The organism is Mesorhizobium sp. WSM3626 (assembly GCF_000513935.1).
Classification (GTDB): Bacteria; Pseudomonadota; Alphaproteobacteria; order Rhizobiales; family Rhizobiaceae; genus Mesorhizobium; species Mesorhizobium salmacidum.
In genome coordinates, this window is sequence record NZ_AZUY01000010.1 from 113,015 (window position 1) to 130,457 (window position 17,443).

The window sequence follows — 17,443 nt, forward strand, 5'->3', positions numbered from 1 at the left end:
AAGAAGTCGCTTGGCAACCGGACTATAAGGCTGCCTGCGGGAAGCGCCCGCCACACCGCCTGCGGGAAACACCGCCAAAAAGACTACGGAGCCTATCTTGACCGATACGACAGCCACCAGCGTCGCGCCGCCTGCGACCGCCAGTCACGCTTCAGCCCAGGCGACGGCCTTCACCGTCATCCTGGCGGTGAGCCTCTGCCACTCCATCAACGACATCATGCAGTCGCTGCTATCGGCCATCTATCCGCTTCTGAAAGACAATTACGGCCTCGACTTCTGGCAGATCGGCCTGTTGACCTTCACCTTCCAGGTGACGGCATCCCTGCTGCAGCCCATCATCGGCGCGGTTACCGACAAGCGGCCGATGCCTTATTCGCTGCCCTGGGGCATGGCGTCTTCGCTGATCGGCCTGGTCGTGCTGGCCTATGCCGGGCACTACTACCTCCTCCTGATCGGCGCCTCGCTGATCGGCATCGGCTCGGCGATCTTCCACCCGGAATCCTCGCGCATCGCCCGCTTCGCATCCGGCGGCCGGTTTGGCCTGGCGCAGTCGCTGTTCCAGGTCGGCGGCAATTTCGGCCAGTCCATGGGCCCATTGCTGGCCGCCTTCATCGTCGTGCCCTTCGGCCAGACCAGCATCGCGTGGTTCGCCGTCGGCTCGCTGATCGGCATCGTCATCCTGTGGCAGGTCGGCGGCTGGTACAGCCGCCTGCGCGCCGCGCAAGGCAATCGCAAGACGGTAAGCTTCGTCTCGCCCTTCCCGCGCCGCAAGGTGATGTGGGCCTTGGCGGTGCTGACCTTGCTGGTGCTGACCAAGAACGCCTACATCGCCAGCCTGGCCAGCTACTACACCTTCTATTCCATCCATAAGTTCGGCGTTTCGGTGCAGATGTCGCAGGTCATGCTGTTCCTCTTCCTCGGCTCGTCGGCGCTGGGCATCCTGCTTGGCGGTCCGTTCGGGGACCGCTATGGACAAAAGGCGATGATCTGGTTCTCGATCGTCGGCGTCCTGCCCTTCACGCTGGCGCTCCCCTACGCCAACATGGAATGGACGATGGTGCTGACCGTGCTGATCGGCCTCATCCTGTCGTCGGCTTTCTCCAACATCGTCGTCTTCGCGCAGGAACTGGTGCCGGGCCGCGTCGGCACGATCGCCGGCATCTTCTTCGGCTTCGCCTTCGGCGTCGGCGGCATCGCGGCCGCCGTGCTTGGCGTCGTCGCCGACATGAAGGGCATCGATTTCGTCTTCCAGATCTGCTCCTACCTGCCGTTCCTGGGACTGCTGACGGTGTTCCTGCCCAACATGAAGGAAGCCCGCAAGGCGCAGGCAGCCGCATAAATCATCCGAGCTGTATCCAGGCAAAGGCACCCGCCATATGGCGGGTGCCTTTGCCATTCAGGCGGGAAGGATTCAGGCCTTGAAGAAGGCCAGCAGGTCGGCGTTGATGATTTCGGCGTGGGTCGTGGCCATGCCGTGCGGAAAGCCCTTGTAGACCTTGAGCTCGCCCTTCTTGAGCAGCTTGATGGCCAACAGCGCCGAGTCGGCAATGGGGACGATCTGGTCGTCGTCGCCATGCATGACCAGCACCGGCACGTCGATCTTCTTCAGGTCTTCGGTGAAGTCCGTCTCCGAGAAGGCCTTGATGCAGTCATAGTGCGCCTTGGTGCCACCCATCATGCCCTGGCGGTACCAGTTGTCGATCACACCCTGCGAAACCTGCGCATCCGGGCGATTGAAGCCGTAGAACGGGCCGGCGGGAACATCCACGTAAAGCTGCGCGCGGTTGGCGGCGACGCCGGCGCGGAAGCCGTCGAAGACCTCGATCGGCAGGCCGCCGGGATTGGCTGGGGTCTTGAGCATGATCGGCGGCACCGCGCCGAGCAACGCTGCCTTGGCGACACGGCCGCCCGCACCATACCGGGCGACATAGCGCGCCACCTCGCCGCCGCCGGTCGAATGGCCGACATGGATGGCATCCCTGAGGTCGAGATGCGCGACAAGTTCAGCCACATCGGCGGCATAGGTGTCCATCTCGTTGCCGATATCCGTCTGCGTCGACCGGCCATGGCCGCGGCGGTCATGGGCGATGACGCGGTAGCCTTGTGACAGGAAGAACAGCATCTGGGCGTCCCAGTCGTCGCTGCTCAACGGCCAGCCGTGATGGAAGACGATGGGCTGGCCGGTTCCCCAGTCCTTGTAATAGATCTGCGTGCCGTCCTTGGTGGTGATCGTGCCGCTGCCTGAGCCTGATTTGGTCTGCGAGGTCATCTCAAATCTCCGTTTTTATCTGTATCGCGATAAACAATATCGCGATACAGATATCGCTAGCGCAGCTTGATCCCCATGTCTACAAAAATATGTATCGCGATATCATTTTTCGTAGTACATATTTTAGGCGTTTAATCGGCAAGGGAATGCGTCGTGCCTCTCCCATTGGACAATCAGCTGTGCTTCACGCTCTACGCCACCAGCATGGCGATCAATCGCACCTACAAGCCGATGCTGGACGGGATGGGCATCACCTATCCGCAATATCTCGTGCTCAACGCGCTGGGCGAGGCCGACGGCATGTCGGTCGGCACGATCGCGCACAGGCTCGCTCTGGAATCGAGCACGGTCACGCCGCTGGTCAAGCGCATGGAACAATCCGGCCTGGTGACCCGCCGGCGCAGCCAGACCGACGAGCGCCAGGTACAGGTCGACCTGACATCAGCCGGCCGCAAGCTGCTCGTCCAGTGCAATTGCCTGAACGAGACCCTGGTTGAGCGCTCGGGCATGACGCTGGCCGAGCTCGACGCCCTGAACCGGCAGGTCCAGGCACTGCGCGATGCCTTGAGCGGCGACCGTTAACGACGGCCTTCCCACCTCCGCTTGCACGCCTGCCCGCCTTCCGCTATAGAGCCGCCACCCGCGTAGACACCCTTGGAGGCAACGCGGCGGAAGGCTGCCTTCCCCTTGTGATCCCGAACAAAGATCCGCTCGCTGCGGTTTCCGGCATTCGGGCATCGAGGTCTGGCGGCTTTCGACGTTTACGGCCTGGCACATCGCCAACCGTAGGCGCTCCATAACACGCGAAAGGAAAAGCCATGAGCCACGATACTTACGAGCTCAAGGCCGAAGCGCGCGAACAGGTCGGTAAGGGGTCCGCCCGTGCAGTTCGCCGCAACGGTAAAGTGCCTGCAGTAATCTACGGTGACAGACAGCCTCCCCTGGCGATCGCGCTCACCTACAAGGACATCTACTACAAGATCCATGGCGGCGGGTTCCTGACCACGGTCGCCACGATCGATGTCGACGGCAAGAAGATCCAGGTCCTGCCGAAGGACTTCCAGCTCGACCCGGTCAAGGATTTCCCTGTCCATGTCGACTTCCTGCGCATCGGCAAGGACACCGAAGTCAACGTCGACGTTCCCGTGCACTTCATCAATGAAGACAAGTCGCCCGGCATCAAGCGCGGCGGCGTGCTCAACATCGTGCGTCACGAAGTCGAGTTCCACTGCCCGGCCAATGCGATCCCGGAATTCATCACCGTCGATCTCACCGGTGCCGACATCGGCGATTCGATCCACATCTCGGCGGTCAAGCTGCCGGCTGGCGTCAAGCCGGTCATCTCCGACCGCGACTTCACCATCGCGACCGTTGCCGGTTCGTCGGCGATGAAGCCGGAGACGGAAGAGACGGTTGAGGTTGCGGCTCCCGAAGCGGCTCCCGCCGCCGAAGAGAAGTAACTCTTTTCACGCCCGGAGGCGACGATGCTTGTCTTTGCAGGCCTCGGCAATCCGGGCGCGAAATACGCTGAAAACCGGCACAATGTCGGCTTCATGGCGGCGGACGCTATCGCCCGCCGCCACTCCTTTTCGCCCTGGTCGAAGAAGTTCCAGGGACTGATTTCCGAAGGCACGCTCGGCGGCGAAAAGATTATCCTGATCAAGCCGCAGACCTTCATGAACCTGTCCGGCCAGTCCGTCGGCGAAGCGCTGCGCTTCTACAAGCTCGACCTTTCCGCCCTCACCGTCTTCTATGACGAGATCGATCTTGCCGAAGGCAAGCTGCGTATCAAGACCGGCGGTGGCGCCGGCGGCCACAACGGCATCCGCTCGATCGACGGCCATGTCGGCAACGCCTATCGGCGCGTGCGCATCGGCGTCGGCCATCCCGGCGTCAAGGAAATGGTCCAGCATCATGTGCTCGGCGACTTCGCCAAGACCGACCGCGACTGGCTCGACCCGCTGCTCGACGCGATCGCCGACAATGCGGCGATGATCGTCAAGGGCGACGAGTCCGGCTTCATGAACAAGGCCGCCCTTGCCGTCCAGGGTAAGGCAGGCGTCGAACCGGAAAAGCCGGCGCAGAAGCAGTCGAGCCCGAAACAGCAAAGCCCGAAACAGCAAAGCCATGTCCGCCAGGCCCGCCCCCAGCAGGCGCCCGCCAAACTGCCCGAGACCGGCCCGATGGCCGCCATGCTGAAGAAACTCTTCGGCAACAAGGACTGAAGCGTAGGCGCATGTGGCCTTACAGGGCTTGACGTTGCTAACCCCTATCGCCCATAGCCCTCATCAAATTTCGCTTTTTCCCGATAGGACCGGACAAAATGGGTTTCAAATGCGGCATCGTTGGCTTGCCCAATGTCGGCAAGTCGACGCTTTTCAACGCGCTGACGAGGACGGCCGCCGCGCAGGCCGCCAACTATCCCTTCTGCACCATAGAACCGAACACCGGCGAGGTGGCGGTGCCCGATCCGCGCCTGCAGAAGATCGCCGAGGTCGCCAAGTCGAAGGAGACCATCCCGACGCGCATCTCCTTCGTCGACATTGCCGGCCTGGTGCGCGGCGCCTCCAAGGGCGAAGGGCTGGGCAACCAGTTCCTCGCCAACATCCGCGAGGTCGACGCCATCGTGCATGTGCTGCGCTGCTTCGAGGATGACGACATCACTCATGTCGAGGGCCGCATCGACCCTGTCGCCGACGCCGAGACGGTCGAGACCGAGCTTATGCTCGCCGACCTCGACAGCATCGAGCGCCGCATCGTCCAGATCCGCAAGCGCGCGGGCAGCAAGGACAAGGAAGCGACGACCATATTGCCGATGATGGAGGCGGCACTCGGGCTGCTGCAGGCCGGCAAGCCGACCCGCATCCTGCTCAACGGGATTTCGGCGGAGGACCTGCGCATCCTGCAGGGCCTGAACCTCTTGACCTCGCATCCCGTGCTCTATGTCTGCAACGTCGCCGAGGCCGATGCCGCGACCGGCAACGAGCACACCAGGGCCGTGGAGAAGATGGCCACCGCGCAGGGCGCCGGCACCGTGGTGATCTCGGCCGCGATCGAGGCCGAAGTCGCCCAGCTCTCGGACGAGGAAGAGATGGAGTTCCTGTCCTCGCTCGGGCTCGACGAGCCTGGCCTGAACAAGGTCATCCGCGCCGGCTACGACCTGTTGCATTTGATCACCTATTTCACCGCCGGGCCGAAGGAAACGCGCGCCTGGACCATCCACAAGGGCGACAAGGCCCCACAGGCCGCCGGCGTCATCCACACCGACTTCGAACGCGGCTTCATCCGCGCCCAGACCATCGCCTACAACGACTTCGTCACGCTGGGCGGCGAAGTGGCGGCCAAGGAAGCCGGCAAGGCACGCGATGAAGGCAAGGAATACGTCGTCCAGGACGGCGACGTCATGATGTTCAAGTTCAACACCTGAGGAGGTCGCCATAGAGCGACCCGCCCCTCGGTTGGACGGCACCATCCCTGCCGCATCGTGGTTGCGGGCTGGGCTGGCTCAGCAGAAAGGGCTTGACCAAAAGCCGCCCGGCCTGCATCCGGGTTTGCCGATCCAAAGGGATCGCGCATTCTACAACCGGATTTGCAGACCATGACCGGAAAGACATGGGCGTATGAGGACTTCGTCAAGGGGGCTTCGTTCGAGCTCGGCACCAAACAGGTGAGCGCGGCCGAGATCATCGAGTTCGCCAGCGAGTTCGACGCCCAGCCGATGCATCTCGACGAGGAAGCCGGCAAGGCCAGCATTCTCGGTGGCCTCTCGGCTTCGGGGTGGCACACCTGCGCCATGTTCATGCGCATGCTATGCGATGCCTTCCTGCTGGACTCCACCTGCCAGGGCGCGCCCGGCGTCGATCAAGTCAAATGGAAGAAGCCGGTGCTCGCCGGCGATACGCTGCGGGGCAACCTCGTGGTTCTGGCCAGCCGCCTGTCGAAGTCGAAGCCGCAGCTCGGCTTCGTGACCATGCGCAGCGAACTCGTCAACCAGCGCGGCGAAAGCGTCTTCGAGCTTGAGAATTCCGTCATGTTCCTGACGCGTGATGCCGCGGGAAGCCTATCATGACACTGGATGAATTCTTCCGCATCGGCACGTCCGTCACACTCGGTTCGCACACATTCGAACCCGAGGCGATCAAGGCGTTCGCCCGCAAATACGACCCGCAGATTTTTCATATCGACGAGGAGGCGGCGAGAAAGAGCGTGCTTGGCGGGCTCTGCGCCTCCGGCTGGCACACCGCGGCCACCTGGATGAAACTGAATCTGGAGACCCGCCTGGACGCCGAAGGCTGGGACGGCCCGGTGCCCGAATTCGGCCCCTCGCCCGGATTCAAGAACCTGAAATGGCTGAAGCCCGTCTACGCCGGGCAAACCATCACCTTCACGCGCACGGCGCTTTCCCACCGCCCCATCGCGTCCCGCCCCGGCTGGCGGTTGCTGGCGCTGCTCTGCGAGGCCTCCGATTCGACCGGCGGCAAGGTGCTGGAATTCGAAAGTGCGGTGCTGGTGAGGGTTGGGTGAGGCGTCTCTTCCTTTTCCCCTTATGGGAGAAGGAACAGACTCGACCCCTCAATGTCCCTCGAAGCCGATCAGCGTCCGCACCGGCACGCCGAGCGCCTCGAGCTTGGCGCGCCCGCCCAGATCCGGCAGGTCGATGACAAAGCAGGCGGCGAGAATATCCGCCCCGATCTGGCGCAGCAGCTTGACCGCCGCTTCCGCCGTGCCGCCGGTGGCGATCAGATCATCGACCAGGATCACCTTCTCGCCGGGCGCGACGCCGTCCTTGTGCATTTCCATCTCGTCCAGCCCGTATTCCAGGCTGTAGGCGACGCGCACGGTCTCATAAGGCAGCTTGCCCTTCTTGCGGATCGGTACGAAGCCGGCCGAGAGCTGGTGGGCGACGGCGCCGCCCAGGATGAAGCCGCGCGCTTCGATGCCGGCGATCTTGTCGATCTTCTGCCCGGCATAGGGATGCACCAGCTCGTCGATGGCGCGGCGGAAAGCGCGTGCGTTGCCGAGCAGCGTGGTGATGTCGCGAAACAGGATGCCGGGCCTGGGATAGTCCGGGATGGTGCGGATCGACGCCAGTAGCGTGTCTTCGAGCGAGGATTTCATGAAGCGGCTCCGGATGATCCAGCTGACAGAAGCGAAACGGCGCGGGGCCGATCGTAACCCGGCGCGACCGACAACGGCTAGCGCGATGTGACGGTCGAGACAAGCGCATCCGGCAAAGGATTTGGCGGCAAATGCCAGGCAATTTCCTTGCCGTGGGCGCAGGCCCTGGCCGACACGAAAAGGGGCGCCCGAAGGCGCCCCGCTCGAACAGATGGCTATCCGCCAGTCTTACATGCCGAGATCGGAACGAAGCTCCGCCCTGGCCACTTCGTACTCGGCCTTGAAGTCATCGCGGTTGAGCAGGACCGCGGCGATGACGCTGCCGGAAATCTTGCCCATCTCGACGTCCGACGGATAGTGGATGCCGCCGACGATGCGGTTATGGGCGAACTCGGCCGCGCGCGCCATGATCTGGGCACGCCTTTCCGGAACCATGTCGGACAGGATGATGCCCATCATCGTGCCGACGGTCGCATGGCCCGACGGCCAGGAACCGGAGCTCGACAGCTTCACCACCGGCTTCACGAGGTCGCTGAGCTGGTGCGGACGCGGGCGCTTCCAGACGTCCTTCGCCGGATCGACGACGGCGCCTTCGGTCTCCACCACGCGATCGAAGAAGGCGCTGAATTTCGGCAGCTTGTCCTTGTTGAAATTCGGTCCCATGACGTCGGCGAAACGCCAGACGTTTTCCTCGGCATCGGCGATGGCGCGGGCTTCCATTTCAGGTGTGCGCGTGACTTGCATGGTCAGCACCTCGCCAAGCTCGGCCTTGGTCTCGGCCGAATCATTTGCTGGCGGCGGCGGCAGGATCATCGTCAGGTCGACGTCCTTGTTGGTGATGAAGGGCTTTGCGTCTTCGGCGCGGGCCGTGGAACCAACGACGAGCAGCAGCAGGCCTGCCGCTAGCGGTGCGTATCTTTTCATGGGCGTGATCCTTTGATGAGAGCGCCGCAGGATCGCGATGTGTGGTGACGGCTATGTGACACCGCCGAGACGTGGCGGCGCAATCCACCCCAAAAGCGGAAAAGGACGCCTCGCGGCGCCCTTTTCTGGAATTTCTGCGGCATCGCTCAATGCGCGACGGCTTCCCACACCTTGCGCTTGGTCATGTAGACCAGGGCGCCGAACAGAAGCAGGAACACCAGCACGCGGAAGCCCATCTTCTTGCGGTCTTCCATGTGCGGCTCGGCCGCCCATGTCAGGAAGGCAGCCACGTCGCGGGAATACTGGTCGATGGTCTGCGGCGAGCCGTCGTCATAGGTCACCTGGCCGTCGGAAAGCGGCTTGGGCATCTTCAGCGACACGCCCGACATGAAATACGGGTTGTAGTGCGTGCCTTCCGGGATGACCATTCCGGCCGGGGGCGTCTGGTCATAGCCGGTCAGCAGCGAATGGATGTAGTCGGGACCACCGGCATCATACTGGGTGAAGATGTCGAAGACGAACTGCGGGAAGCCGCGCTCGACGCCGCGCGCCTTGGCCAGCAGCGACATGTCCGGCGGCGCCGCGCCGCCATTGGAGGCAGCGGCGGCTTCCTCATTGGCGAACGGCGCCGGGAAATGATCGGACGGCTTGCCGGGACGGTCGAACATGTCCCCGGCATCGTTGGGACCGTCGTGGATGGTGTATTCGGCTGACAGCGTCTTGATCTGCGCGTCGCTATAGCCGAGGTCCGACAGCGTGCGGAACGCCACCAGGTTCATCGAATGGCAGGCCGAGCAGACCTCCTTGTAGACCTTCAGGCCGCGCTGCAGCTGCGCCTTGTCATAGGTGCCTAACGGGCCGGTGAAGCTCCAGCTCATTTCCTTCGGCTCGTTGATCGGGAAATGCGTCGGTGCCGCCGCGTTGTGGGCCTCTTCGGCCGCGAACGCCCAAGTGCCTGCTACTCCGGTGCCGGCGGCCACAAGGCCGATCAGCGCCAGCGAGGTGAGAATCTTCTTCATGCCAAATCCCCTTAGATTCTCTACCGCTCAGCCCTTGGTCTCAGGTGCTGCGGTGGCGCCCACCGGATGTCCGCTGCCACCCTTGTTCTTTTCCAGCACCGCCTCGGTGATCGAGTTCGGCAGCCTGCGCGGTGTCTCGATCAGGCCAAGAACCGGCAGGATGATGAGAAAGAAGGCGAAGTAGAACAGCGTCGCCATTTGCGCCATGAACACATAGCTGCCTTCCGCCGGCTGCGAGCCCAGCCAGCCCAGCAGGACGGCATCGGCCACGAACAGCCAGAAGAACAGCTTGTACCAGGGCCGGTAGACCGCCGAGCGCACCTTGGACGTATCGAGCCACGGCACCAGGAACAGCATGACGATGGCGCCGAACATGCACAGCACGCCGCCGAGCTTGGAATTGATCGGCCCGACATTGAAGGTGATGGCGCGCAGGATCGCGTAGAACGGCAGGAAGTACCATTCCGGGACGATATGGGCCGGAGTCTTCAGCGGGTTGGCGACCGTGTAGTTGTCCGGATGGCCGAGGTAGTTCGGCAGGTAGAAGACGAAATAGGCGAAGACGAACAGGAACACGATCATGCCGAACGCGTCCTTGATGGTCGCGTAGGGGGTGAAGGCGACGGTGTCGGTCTTCGATTTGACCTCGATGCCGGTCGGGTTCGACTGGCCGACGACGTGCAGGGCCCAGACGTGCAGCACCACGACGCCGGCGATCATGAACGGCAGCAGGTAATGCAGCGCGAAGAAGCGGTTCAGCGTCGGATTGTCGACGGCGAAGCCGCCGAGCAGCAGCTGCTGGATCCAGTCGCCGACCAGCGGAATGGCGCTGAAGAAGCCGGTGATGACGGTGGCGCCCCAGAAGCTCATCTGCCCCCATGGCAGCACATAGCCCATGAAGCCGGTCGCCATCATCAGAAGGTAGATGATGCAGCCGAGGATCCACAGAAGTTCGCGCGGCGCCTTGTAGGAGCCGTAATAAAGACCGCGGAAGATGTGCAGGTAGACGGCGATGAAGAAGAACGAGGCGCCGTTGGCATGCATGTAGCGCAACAGCCATCCCGAATTCACGTCGCGCATGATCTTCTCGACCGAACCGAAGGCGAGATTGGTGTCGGCCGTATAGTGCATGGCCAGCACGATGCCGGTCAGGATCTGCGCCACCAGCATGATCGCCAGGATGCCGCCGAAGGTCCACATATAGTTCAGGTTGCGCGGCACCGGATAGGCGATGAAGCTGTCATAGACCATCCTGGGCAGCGGCATGCGGGCGTCGAACCAGCGTTCGATACCGGTCTTCGGCGTATAGGTCGAGTGTCCCTCGCTCATCGAAATATCCCCTGCCTCAACCGATAAGGAGTTTGGTGTCGGAAACGAACTTGAATACCGGAATCGCCATGTTCTCCGGCGCCGGGCCTTTGCGGATGCGGCCGGCAGTGTCGTATTGCGAGCCATGGCACGGGCAGAACCAGCCGCCGAAATCGCCTTCCTGGCCGAGCGGAATACAGCCCAGATGGGTGCAGACCTGAACCATCACCATCCAGGCTTCCTTGCCGGGCGTGGTGCGGTTGGCGTCGGTCGCCGGCGCATCGGACGGCAAATTGGCGTTGCGCGCGATCGGATCCTTGAGATCGGAGAGGCTGGCGGCCTCGCCGTCCTTCATTTCCTTCTCGGTGCGGTTGCGCACCACGACCGGCTTGCCGCGCCACTTGACGATCAGCGAGCTGCCAGGCGTCAGCGAGGAGACATCGACCTCGACCGAAGCGAGCGCCAGCGTCGAGGCGTCGGGGCGCATCTGGTCGATGAACGGCCAGGCGACGGCACCGGCGCCAACCACGGCGGCCATGCCGGTGGCGACGTAGAGAAAATCTCGACGGTTGGGATCGTGGATGTCGGTTGCGCTCACGGGTGCCTGATCCTTTCGCCTCTTCCGCGCCGGTGGCCGAGCCTTGTCCCCGCTCAATCACGCCAACCCGACAGCGCATGGCGAACAGGCTAGCGAATTCCTCCGGCATTTGGACTTCGGTTTATGCGTGAAGCCCGTTTTTGTCCAGACGGGTGAAGGCACAAGGGCAGATTGTCGCGGGGACGAAATACCCTGTCGCCGGGCGGGACGGCCAGGCGCGGCGAAAGGCGGCTAAACAGCCGGGAAACAACCGCAAATCCGATGCCTGGCTTCGCCTCGACACGGAGCATCGGCGTGATCTATCCTTGGCCGCATGGCGCATGTCATCGATCGCGAGGAATGGGCTGTTCGTTCCAACCACTGGAAGGGCGAACTGCAATGCGGCGCCTACGGCTCGAACTCCTGCCTGATCTTCAACTACCTGCCCGACGTCGGCGGCGGCCCGCGGCTGCACGCTCATCCTTATGCGGAGATCTTCATCATCCGCCAGGGTACCGCCTTGTTCACGGTCGGCGACCAGGAAATCGAGGCCACCGCCGGTCAGATCGTCATCGTGCCGCCGCACACGCCGCACAAATTCACCAATCTCGGCCCGGGTCCGCTGGAAACGACCGACATCCACGAGAACGGCAGCTTCATAACCGAATGGCTGGAGTGACCCCTGCATAGCCCTGGCGGCTTCCCGGTCGGCGCCTAGATCTACGGCATGGGAGCCAACCGGAAAGCCGCCAGGGCCAGGACATGCAAACCTCGACCATCGAAATCGAAGGACTGAGCCTTACCCTACGCGAGGCAGGCCCTGCCGGAGCACCGGCTTTCCTCCTGTTGCACGGATGGCCGCAAAGCTCCTACGCCTTCGAGCGGGTGATCGGCCGGTTGGCGGCCGACTACCGGGTCGTCGCCCCTGACCTGCCCTGCATCGGCGGCTCGCAAGGCCTGCCCGGGGCTGGCGACAAGAGAACCCTGGCGAGACTGATGAGAGGCGTCGCAGAGACTTGCGGACTACGCCAGCTCGTGGCCGCCGGCCATGATGTCGGCGGCCAGATCGTGTTTGCCTTGTTGAGAGACCATCCGGACATCCTTTCCGGCGCGGCGATCATGGATGTCGTCATTCCAGGCGTCGCGCCGTGGGAGAAGGTCATTCGCGATCCGCGGATCTGGCACTTCGCCTTCCATGCCGTCCCGGCCTTGCCGGAAACGCTGGTCAGCGGCCATCAGAGCGCTTATTTCGACTTCTTCTTCAATGTGCTTTCGAAGGATCGAGCCTCGATCCCTGACGACGCTAGGGAAATCTACGCCAAGGCCTATTCACGGCCGGAAAGCCTCCAGGCGGGGTTCGACTGGTATCGTGCTTTTCCCGAGGATGCCAAGGTCAATGCCGCGCGGCCCGCGAAACCGATTGCGGTTCCGGTGCTGTATCTGAGGGGTGCGGCCGAGTCCGGCGCCATCGGCGACTATGTCGATGGCCTGCGCGCAGCCGGGCTCTCAAATGTCGAGGGCGACATCATAGCCGGCAGCGGACACTTCGTTGCCGATGAAAATCCCGAAGCGCTTGCCGCCCGCCTGGCGCGCTTCCACAGGGAAATCAGCTCGGCAAACTCCAACTCTACATGGCGCCAAGCCTGACCAGCACGGCTTTCGGGATGTTGTATTCGCGGATCACGGCGTCATGCTTGCGAAAGCCGCACAGTTCGCGCTGGATGAAATAGCCATGCACCGCGGCGGCCGCCTCCTTGAGCAGACGGGGGCGCAACTCGTCGTCGCCATTGTCGCGCAGCCGGGCCAAGGTGTCTTCCACGCGATGCCCCGCGCGACCGAGTGCCGCCGCCTTCTCGGCGAGGATTTCATGGCCAAGGGCGTCGAAGGCCGCTTGGGCGGCCGACGCGGCGGCAAGATGAGATGGCGGACGCAAGGACATTTCAGTTCTCCTTCCCGAACACCATGCGGTGGGTGACGAATTCTTCGCCTTCCACGCGCTGAAAACCAAGCCGTTCATAAAAACCGAAGGCTTCCGGCGGCGCGCGGGTGTTCAACACAGCGAAATATTGGCCGGCCCGGCCGATCACGGTCTCGACCAGCATGCGGCCAAGGCCGTTGCGGCGGTGGCGCGCACTGACGAACAGGTGCCGGACCCGGCCCTGGTCCCTGCCCTCGAAATAGGGATCGATGTTCAGCCCGCACACGCCGGCGAGTTCCCGGCCATGCCACATCCCGAACAGTCCCTCGCCCCGCTTCAGGAACTTGTTGCGGCCGCTTGCCCAGCCATCCCCCAGGCGCACCAGCATCCAGTAGCCTTCCAGCCGGCTCTCTTCCTTCAACGCGTCGAAGGCCGCCACGGTTGGTCGCAAACGCTTGAGGACATAGCCGATCTCTGGGCCGATCTGCGGGCCTTCCTCCGGCGATCCACCCATGCGCCTACTCCGCCGGCCGCGTCTCTTCCAGCACGCTTTCCTCGTGATAGAGGAAGCCGCCGGACTGGCGCTTCCACAGCCGGGCATAGAGCCCGTCGAGCGCCACCAGTTCGTCATGCGTGCCTTGCTCGACGATGCGGCCGCCGTCGAGTACCACAAGGCGATCCAAGGCCGCGATCGTCGACAGCCGGTGCGCGATGGCGATCACGGTCTTGTTCTCCATCAGCCGCGTCAGATTCTCCTGGATCGCCGCCTCGATGTCGGAATCGAGCGCCGACGTCGCCTCGTCGAGAATCAGGATCGGCGCGTCCTTGAGGAAGACGCGGGCGATCGCCACGCGCTGGCGCTGGCCGCCCGACAGTTTGACGCCGCGCTCGCCGACGAAGGCCTCGTAGCCCTGGCGATCCCTGTTGTCGCGCAAGGTCAGGATGAATTCATGGGCCTCGGCCTTCCTGGCCGCCGCGATCACCTGCGCGTCGGTCGCATCGGGCATGCCGAGCTTGATGTTGTCGCGCAGCGACCGATGGAACAGAGCGGTGTCCTGGCTGACGACGCCGATATTGGCGCGCAGCGAATTCTGCGTCACACCGGAGACGTCCTGGCCGTCGATGGTGATCCGGCCGCTTTCGAGATCGTAGAGGCGCAGGATCAGGTTGGCCAGCGTCGTCTTGCCGGCGCCCGAAGGCCCGACCAGCCCGACCTTCTCGCCCGGCTTGACGACAAGGTCGATGCCGTTCAGCACGCCAAACCCCTTGCCGTAGTGGAATTCGACATTCTTCACGTCGATGCGTCCGCCCGTCACCACCAGCTCTTTCGCGCCCGGTGCGTCAGTCAGGCCGAGCGGCTGCGAGATCAGCGCCTTGGAGTTCTCCAGCACGCCAAGGTTTCGCAAGATACCGTTCATCTGCATCATCAGCCGGCCGAGCAGCATGTTGAGGCGAAGCACCAGCGACAGCGTGAAGGCGACGGCGCCGACGGTGATCGAGCCCTCGACCCAGAGATAGACGGCAAAGCAGCCGATCGCCGTGATCATGATGCCCGACAGCGTCGTCAACGCCATGCGCACGCCAGTCAACCGGCGGGTGAAGGGACGCAATGCGTCGAGATAGATGTCAAAGCCGTTCCTGATGTAGCGGTCGTCGCCGTCGGCCGCGAACAGTTTCAGTGTCTGTACATTGGAATAGGAATCGACGATGCGGCCATTGATCATCGAGCCCGCCTCGGCCGTCGCTTCGGCGTGCCTGCGGATAGCCGGCAGATAGAGCTTGGCCAGAAATCCGAAGGCGGTGATCCAGATCACCACCAGCACCGCGAGCCTGAGGTCGAGCCCCGCGACCAGCGCCAGCGTCGTCACCGTATAGACGATCATGAACCAGACGACCTCGATGAAGCTTTCCATCAGGTCGCCGGTCGCCTGCCCGGCCTGCCAGACTTTCGTCGCGATCCGGCCGGCGAAATCGTTCTGGAAGAAGGCATAGGACTGGCGCGAGACGTGCCGGTGCGCCTGCCAGCGCACCAGATTGTAGAAGCCGGGCGTGATCGTCTGTTCGTCGACCAGCGCCGACAGCCCGACGACCACGGTGCGGATGACCAGCACCACCGCGACCATGAACATAAGTTCGGGGCCGGCGGCGGTCCACAGCGCGTGCCAGCTCCGCTCGCCGGGCAACTGGTCGAGAATATCGACCAGCCGTCCGACGAAATAGAACAGGCCGGCCTCGACCAGCGGCGCGATGCCGCCGATGACCAGCATGGCGAAGAAGGCGAACTTCGCCTGCCCGACATAGTGCCGGAGGAAGCCGGCGACGCTGGCCGGTGGCCGAAGATTCGCCGGCTCCCTGAACGGGTAGACCCAGGTCTCGAACCAGCGGTAGACGGCTGTCATCATGCGGCGGCCATCATTCTGCGGCTTGTCCCTTTACAACTGCGTCGTTGGCGGCGTCGATGGGGCCGTCTTCGAGCAGGAATCCACCCGACTGGCGCTGCCAGAGCTGCGCGTAGAGCGCGCCCCTGGCGACCAGTTCCTCGTGCGAACCCTCCTCGATGACGCGGCCCTGGTCCATCACGACGAGCCTGTCCATCGCCGCGATGGTCGACAGCCGGTGCGCGATGGCGATGACGGTCTTGCCCTGCATAAGCCTGTAGAGATTCTCCTGGATGGCGGCTTCCGCTTCGGAATCGAGCGCCGACGTCGCCTCGTCAAGGATAAGTATGGGCGCGTCCTTCAACATAACGCGAGCAATGGCGATGCGTTGCCGCTGGCCGCCGGACAGTTTGACGCCACGGTCGCCGACATAGGCATCGAAGCCATGGCGGCCGCTATGGTCCGAAAGCGCCGATATGAAATCCAGCGCCTCTGCCCGCCGCGCTGCCTCGACAAGCATGTCGTCGCTGGCATCGGGCCGGCCATAAAGGATGTTCTCGCGCACCGAACGATGGAGCAGCGAGGTGTCCTGCGTGACCATGCCGATCTGGGCGCGCAGCGAATCCTGCTTCACGCCGGCGATCTCCTGGCCGTCGATCAGGATCCGGCCGGACTCCAGATCGTAGAAGCGCAAGAGGAGATTGACCAGCGTCGACTTGCCGGCACCCGAGCGTCCGACAATGCCGACCTTTTCGCCCGGCTTCACCGTCAGCGACAGGTTTTCGATGATGCCCTTCTGCTTGCCGTAGTGGAAGCGGATGTCCTCGAAGCGGATATCGCCTTTGGAAACGCTGATCTCCTTGGCATCCGGCCTGTCCTCGACGAGGCGCGGCAGCGAGATGGAGGCAATGCCGTCCTGCACCGTGCCGATATTCTCGAACAGGCCCGACATTTCCCACATGATCCACTGCGACATACCCCACATCCGGAGCACCAGGCCGATGACCACTGCAACCGCGCCGATCGTCACCGCTTGCCCCATCCACAGCCACAGCGAGATGGCGGTGACCGAGAACAGCAGCAGCGCGTTCAGTATGTAGAGCGAGCCGAACAGCACCGTCACCAGCCGCATGGACCGGTAGACCGTGTCGAGGAAGCCCATCATGCCTTCCCTGGCGAAGGCGGCCTCGCGGCGCGAATGGGAAAACAGCTTGACCGTCTGGATGTTGGTGTAGCTGTCGACGACGCGGCCGGTCATGGTCGAGCGCGCATTGGCCTGCTCCTCGCCGACCTTGCCCAGGCGCGGGATGAAAAAGCGCAGCAACAGGATGTAGCCGACCAGCCAGACGCCGAGCGGCGCCGCCAGCCGCCAGTCGGCCGAACCGACGATCAACAGCATGCCGAGGAAATAGACGATGACGTAGTTCAGGACGTCGATCACCTTGATGACGCATTCGCGCACGGCGAGCGCGGTCTGCATCAGCTTGGTGGCGATGCGGCCGGCGAATTCGTCCTGATAGAAGCTCATCGATTGCTTGAGCAGGTAGCGATGCACCTGCCAACGGATGCGCATGGGATAATTGCCCATCAGCGTCTGCTGGTTGAGCAGCGAATGCAGCCAAACCGTGCCGGGCAGCGCAAACAAGACGATGAAGGCCATGCCGGCGAGCTTCCAGGCCTCCGTCTGCAGGAAGGTCTCGCGGTTCTGCCCCGACAGCCAATCGACAATGCGGCCGAGGAAGCCGAACATCCACACTTCCGCGATGGCGATGGCCGCCACCAACACCGCATCGACAAGGATATAGGGCCATGCCCCGTGCGTATAATGCAGGCAGAAGGCAACCAGCGTCTTGGGCGGCTCGACCGGTTCCGCGGCCGGGAACGGATCGAGCCTTCTTTCAAACCAGCTAAACAACAACATAGGGCATGCCT

At 63.2% G+C, this 17,443-nt stretch carries 19 protein-coding genes; 9 read left to right on the forward strand and 10 right to left on the reverse strand.

Features of this window, described 5'->3' with window-relative positions:
* Positions 1–97 precede the first annotated feature (97 nt).
* Complete coding sequence (locus M653_RS0110710) at positions 98–1,339, forward strand: MFS transporter (protein WP_027143356.1); 1,242 nt, start codon at positions 98–100, stop codon at positions 1,337–1,339.
* Positions 1,340–1,411: 72 nt separating this feature from the next.
* Here M653_RS0110710 and M653_RS0110715 read toward each other — a convergent pair whose 3' ends face one another.
* Positions 1,412–2,269, reverse strand: coding sequence for an alpha/beta hydrolase (locus M653_RS0110715; protein WP_027143357.1), 858 nt, complete (start codon positions 2,267–2,269; stop codon positions 1,412–1,414).
* Between the two features lie 153 nt (positions 2,270–2,422).
* On the opposite strand from M653_RS0110715, the gene M653_RS0110720 reads away from it, so the two are divergent.
* The 6 genes from M653_RS0110720 to M653_RS0110745 all read left to right on the forward strand — a co-directional run bounded on the left by M653_RS0110720 (position 2,423) and on the right by M653_RS0110745 (position 6,793).
* The gene (locus tag M653_RS0110720; protein ID WP_027143358.1) at positions 2,423–2,851 is read left to right on the forward strand and encodes a MarR family transcriptional regulator; all 429 of its coding nucleotides are present in this window, start codon (positions 2,423–2,425) and stop codon (positions 2,849–2,851) included.
* 236 nt (positions 2,852–3,087) lie between these two features.
* Positions 3,088–3,729 (forward strand): 50S ribosomal protein L25/general stress protein Ctc, encoded by a 642-nt coding sequence (locus M653_RS0110725; RefSeq protein WP_027143359.1) that lies wholly within the window; start codon positions 3,088–3,090, stop codon positions 3,727–3,729.
* A 24-nt stretch (positions 3,730–3,753) separates the two neighbouring features.
* Positions 3,754–4,494 carry an aminoacyl-tRNA hydrolase gene (gene pth, locus M653_RS0110730; protein WP_027143360.1) on the forward strand — a complete coding sequence of 247 codons (741 nt, stop codon included), beginning with the start codon at positions 3,754–3,756 and terminating at the stop codon, positions 4,492–4,494.
* 98 nt (positions 4,495–4,592) lie between these two features.
* Positions 4,593–5,696: a redox-regulated ATPase YchF gene (gene ychF / locus M653_RS0110735; RefSeq protein ID WP_027143361.1), complete on the forward strand. Its 1,104-nt coding sequence runs from the start codon at positions 4,593–4,595 to the stop codon at positions 5,694–5,696.
* A gap of 171 nt (positions 5,697–5,867) precedes the next feature.
* On the forward strand, positions 5,868–6,338 hold the full coding sequence (locus M653_RS0110740; RefSeq protein ID WP_027143362.1) for a MaoC family dehydratase: 471 nt from the start codon (positions 5,868–5,870) through the stop codon (positions 6,336–6,338).
* Positions 6,335–6,793 (forward strand): MaoC family dehydratase, encoded by a 459-nt coding sequence (locus M653_RS0110745; protein WP_027143363.1) that lies wholly within the window; start codon positions 6,335–6,337, stop codon positions 6,791–6,793. The genes M653_RS0110740 and M653_RS0110745 overlap by 4 nt, the downstream gene beginning before the upstream one ends.
* 48 nt (positions 6,794–6,841) lie before the next feature.
* On the opposite strand, the gene M653_RS0110750 is transcribed toward M653_RS0110745, so the two are convergent.
* The 5 genes from M653_RS0110750 to petA all read right to left on the reverse strand — a co-directional run bounded on the left by M653_RS0110750 (position 6,842) and on the right by petA (position 11,236).
* Positions 6,842–7,387, reverse strand: coding sequence for an adenine phosphoribosyltransferase (locus tag M653_RS0110750; RefSeq protein ID WP_027143364.1), 546 nt, complete (start codon positions 7,385–7,387; stop codon positions 6,842–6,844).
* 228 nt (positions 7,388–7,615) lie between these two features.
* Positions 7,616–8,311 (reverse strand): phosphatase PAP2 family protein, encoded by a 696-nt coding sequence (locus M653_RS0110755; RefSeq protein ID WP_027143365.1) that lies wholly within the window; start codon positions 8,309–8,311, stop codon positions 7,616–7,618.
* 146 nt (positions 8,312–8,457) lie between these two features.
* On the reverse strand, positions 8,458–9,330 hold the full coding sequence (locus M653_RS0110760) for a cytochrome c1 (protein WP_027143366.1): 873 nt from the start codon (positions 9,328–9,330) through the stop codon (positions 8,458–8,460).
* Between the two features lie 27 nt (positions 9,331–9,357).
* Positions 9,358–10,659, reverse strand: a complete 1,302-nt coding sequence (locus tag M653_RS0110765; protein WP_027143367.1) for a cytochrome b N-terminal domain-containing protein — start codon at positions 10,657–10,659, stop codon at positions 9,358–9,360.
* A gap of 16 nt (positions 10,660–10,675) precedes the next feature.
* On the reverse strand, positions 10,676–11,236 hold the full coding sequence (gene petA / locus M653_RS0110770; RefSeq protein WP_027143368.1) for a ubiquinol-cytochrome c reductase iron-sulfur subunit: 561 nt from the start codon (positions 11,234–11,236) through the stop codon (positions 10,676–10,678).
* 313 nt (positions 11,237–11,549) lie between these two features.
* Here petA and M653_RS0110775 point away from each other — a divergent pair, with 313 nt between their 5' ends.
* Together M653_RS0110775 and M653_RS0110780 are read left to right on the forward strand one after the other, a co-directional pair.
* Complete coding sequence (locus tag M653_RS0110775; RefSeq protein ID WP_027143369.1) at positions 11,550–11,894, forward strand: cupin domain-containing protein; 345 nt, start codon at positions 11,550–11,552, stop codon at positions 11,892–11,894.
* 83 nt (positions 11,895–11,977) lie between these two features.
* A complete protein-coding gene (locus M653_RS0110780; protein ID WP_027143370.1) occupies positions 11,978–12,862 on the forward strand; it encodes an alpha/beta hydrolase in 885 nt (294 codons plus the stop codon).
* Here M653_RS0110780 and M653_RS0110785 read toward each other — a convergent pair.
* From M653_RS0110785 to M653_RS0110800, 4 genes are read right to left on the reverse strand one after another with little or no spacing between them, the layout of a single operon-like run.
* The gene (locus M653_RS0110785; RefSeq protein WP_027143371.1) at positions 12,843–13,154 is read right to left on the reverse strand and encodes a DUF6665 family protein; all 312 of its coding nucleotides are present in this window, start codon (positions 13,152–13,154) and stop codon (positions 12,843–12,845) included. The genes M653_RS0110780 and M653_RS0110785 overlap by 20 nt on opposite strands.
* A 1-nt stretch (position 13,155) precedes the next feature.
* Positions 13,156–13,647 carry a GNAT family N-acetyltransferase gene (locus M653_RS0110790; RefSeq protein WP_051442644.1) on the reverse strand — a complete coding sequence of 164 codons (492 nt, stop codon included), beginning with the start codon at positions 13,645–13,647 and terminating at the stop codon, positions 13,156–13,158.
* A gap of 4 nt (positions 13,648–13,651) precedes the next feature.
* Complete coding sequence (locus tag M653_RS0110795) at positions 13,652–15,535, reverse strand: ABC transporter ATP-binding protein (protein ID WP_027143373.1); 1,884 nt, start codon at positions 15,533–15,535, stop codon at positions 13,652–13,654.
* Between the two features lie 10 nt (positions 15,536–15,545).
* Complete coding sequence (locus M653_RS0110800) at positions 15,546–17,432, reverse strand: ABC transporter ATP-binding protein (protein ID WP_032935193.1); 1,887 nt, start codon at positions 17,430–17,432, stop codon at positions 15,546–15,548.
* Positions 17,433–17,443 lie beyond the last annotated feature (11 nt).

Excerpts from the sequence above, each read along its gene's own strand:
- M653_RS0110715 (WP_027143357.1), bottom strand. The coding sequence starts at position 2,269 with ATGACCTCGCAGACCAAATCAGGCTCAGGCAGCGGCACGATCACCACC.
- M653_RS0110755 (WP_027143365.1), bottom strand. The coding sequence starts at position 8,311 with ATGAAAAGATACGCACCGCTAGCGGCAGGCCTGCTGCTGCTCGTCGTT.
- M653_RS0110765 (WP_027143367.1), bottom strand. The coding sequence starts at position 10,659 with ATGAGCGAGGGACACTCGACCTATACGCCGAAGACCGGTATCGAACGC.
- M653_RS0110745 (WP_027143363.1), top strand. The coding sequence starts at position 6,335 with ATGACACTGGATGAATTCTTCCGCATCGGCACGTCCGTCACACTCGGT.
- M653_RS0110795 (WP_027143373.1), bottom strand. The coding sequence starts at position 15,535 with ATGATGACAGCCGTCTACCGCTGGTTCGAGACCTGGGTCTACCCGTTC.
- M653_RS0110725 (WP_027143359.1), top strand. The coding sequence starts at position 3,088 with ATGAGCCACGATACTTACGAGCTCAAGGCCGAAGCGCGCGAACAGGTC.
- M653_RS0110780 (WP_027143370.1), top strand. The coding sequence starts at position 11,978 with ATGCAAACCTCGACCATCGAAATCGAAGGACTGAGCCTTACCCTACGC.
- M653_RS0110775 (WP_027143369.1), top strand. The coding sequence starts at position 11,550 with ATGGCGCATGTCATCGATCGCGAGGAATGGGCTGTTCGTTCCAACCAC.
- M653_RS0110790 (WP_051442644.1), bottom strand. The coding sequence starts at position 13,647 with ATGGGTGGATCGCCGGAGGAAGGCCCGCAGATCGGCCCAGAGATCGGC.
- ychF (WP_027143361.1), top strand. The coding sequence starts at position 4,593 with ATGGGTTTCAAATGCGGCATCGTTGGCTTGCCCAATGTCGGCAAGTCG.
- M653_RS0110760 (WP_027143366.1), bottom strand. The coding sequence starts at position 9,330 with ATGAAGAAGATTCTCACCTCGCTGGCGCTGATCGGCCTTGTGGCCGCC.
- pth (WP_027143360.1), top strand. The coding sequence starts at position 3,754 with ATGCTTGTCTTTGCAGGCCTCGGCAATCCGGGCGCGAAATACGCTGAA.
- M653_RS0110740 (WP_027143362.1), top strand. The coding sequence starts at position 5,868 with ATGACCGGAAAGACATGGGCGTATGAGGACTTCGTCAAGGGGGCTTCG.
- M653_RS0110800 (WP_032935193.1), bottom strand. The coding sequence starts at position 17,432 with ATGTTGTTGTTTAGCTGGTTTGAAAGAAGGCTCGATCCGTTCCCGGCC.
- M653_RS0110785 (WP_027143371.1), bottom strand. The coding sequence starts at position 13,154 with ATGTCCTTGCGTCCGCCATCTCATCTTGCCGCCGCGTCGGCCGCCCAA.
- M653_RS0110750 (WP_027143364.1), bottom strand. The coding sequence starts at position 7,387 with ATGAAATCCTCGCTCGAAGACACGCTACTGGCGTCGATCCGCACCATC.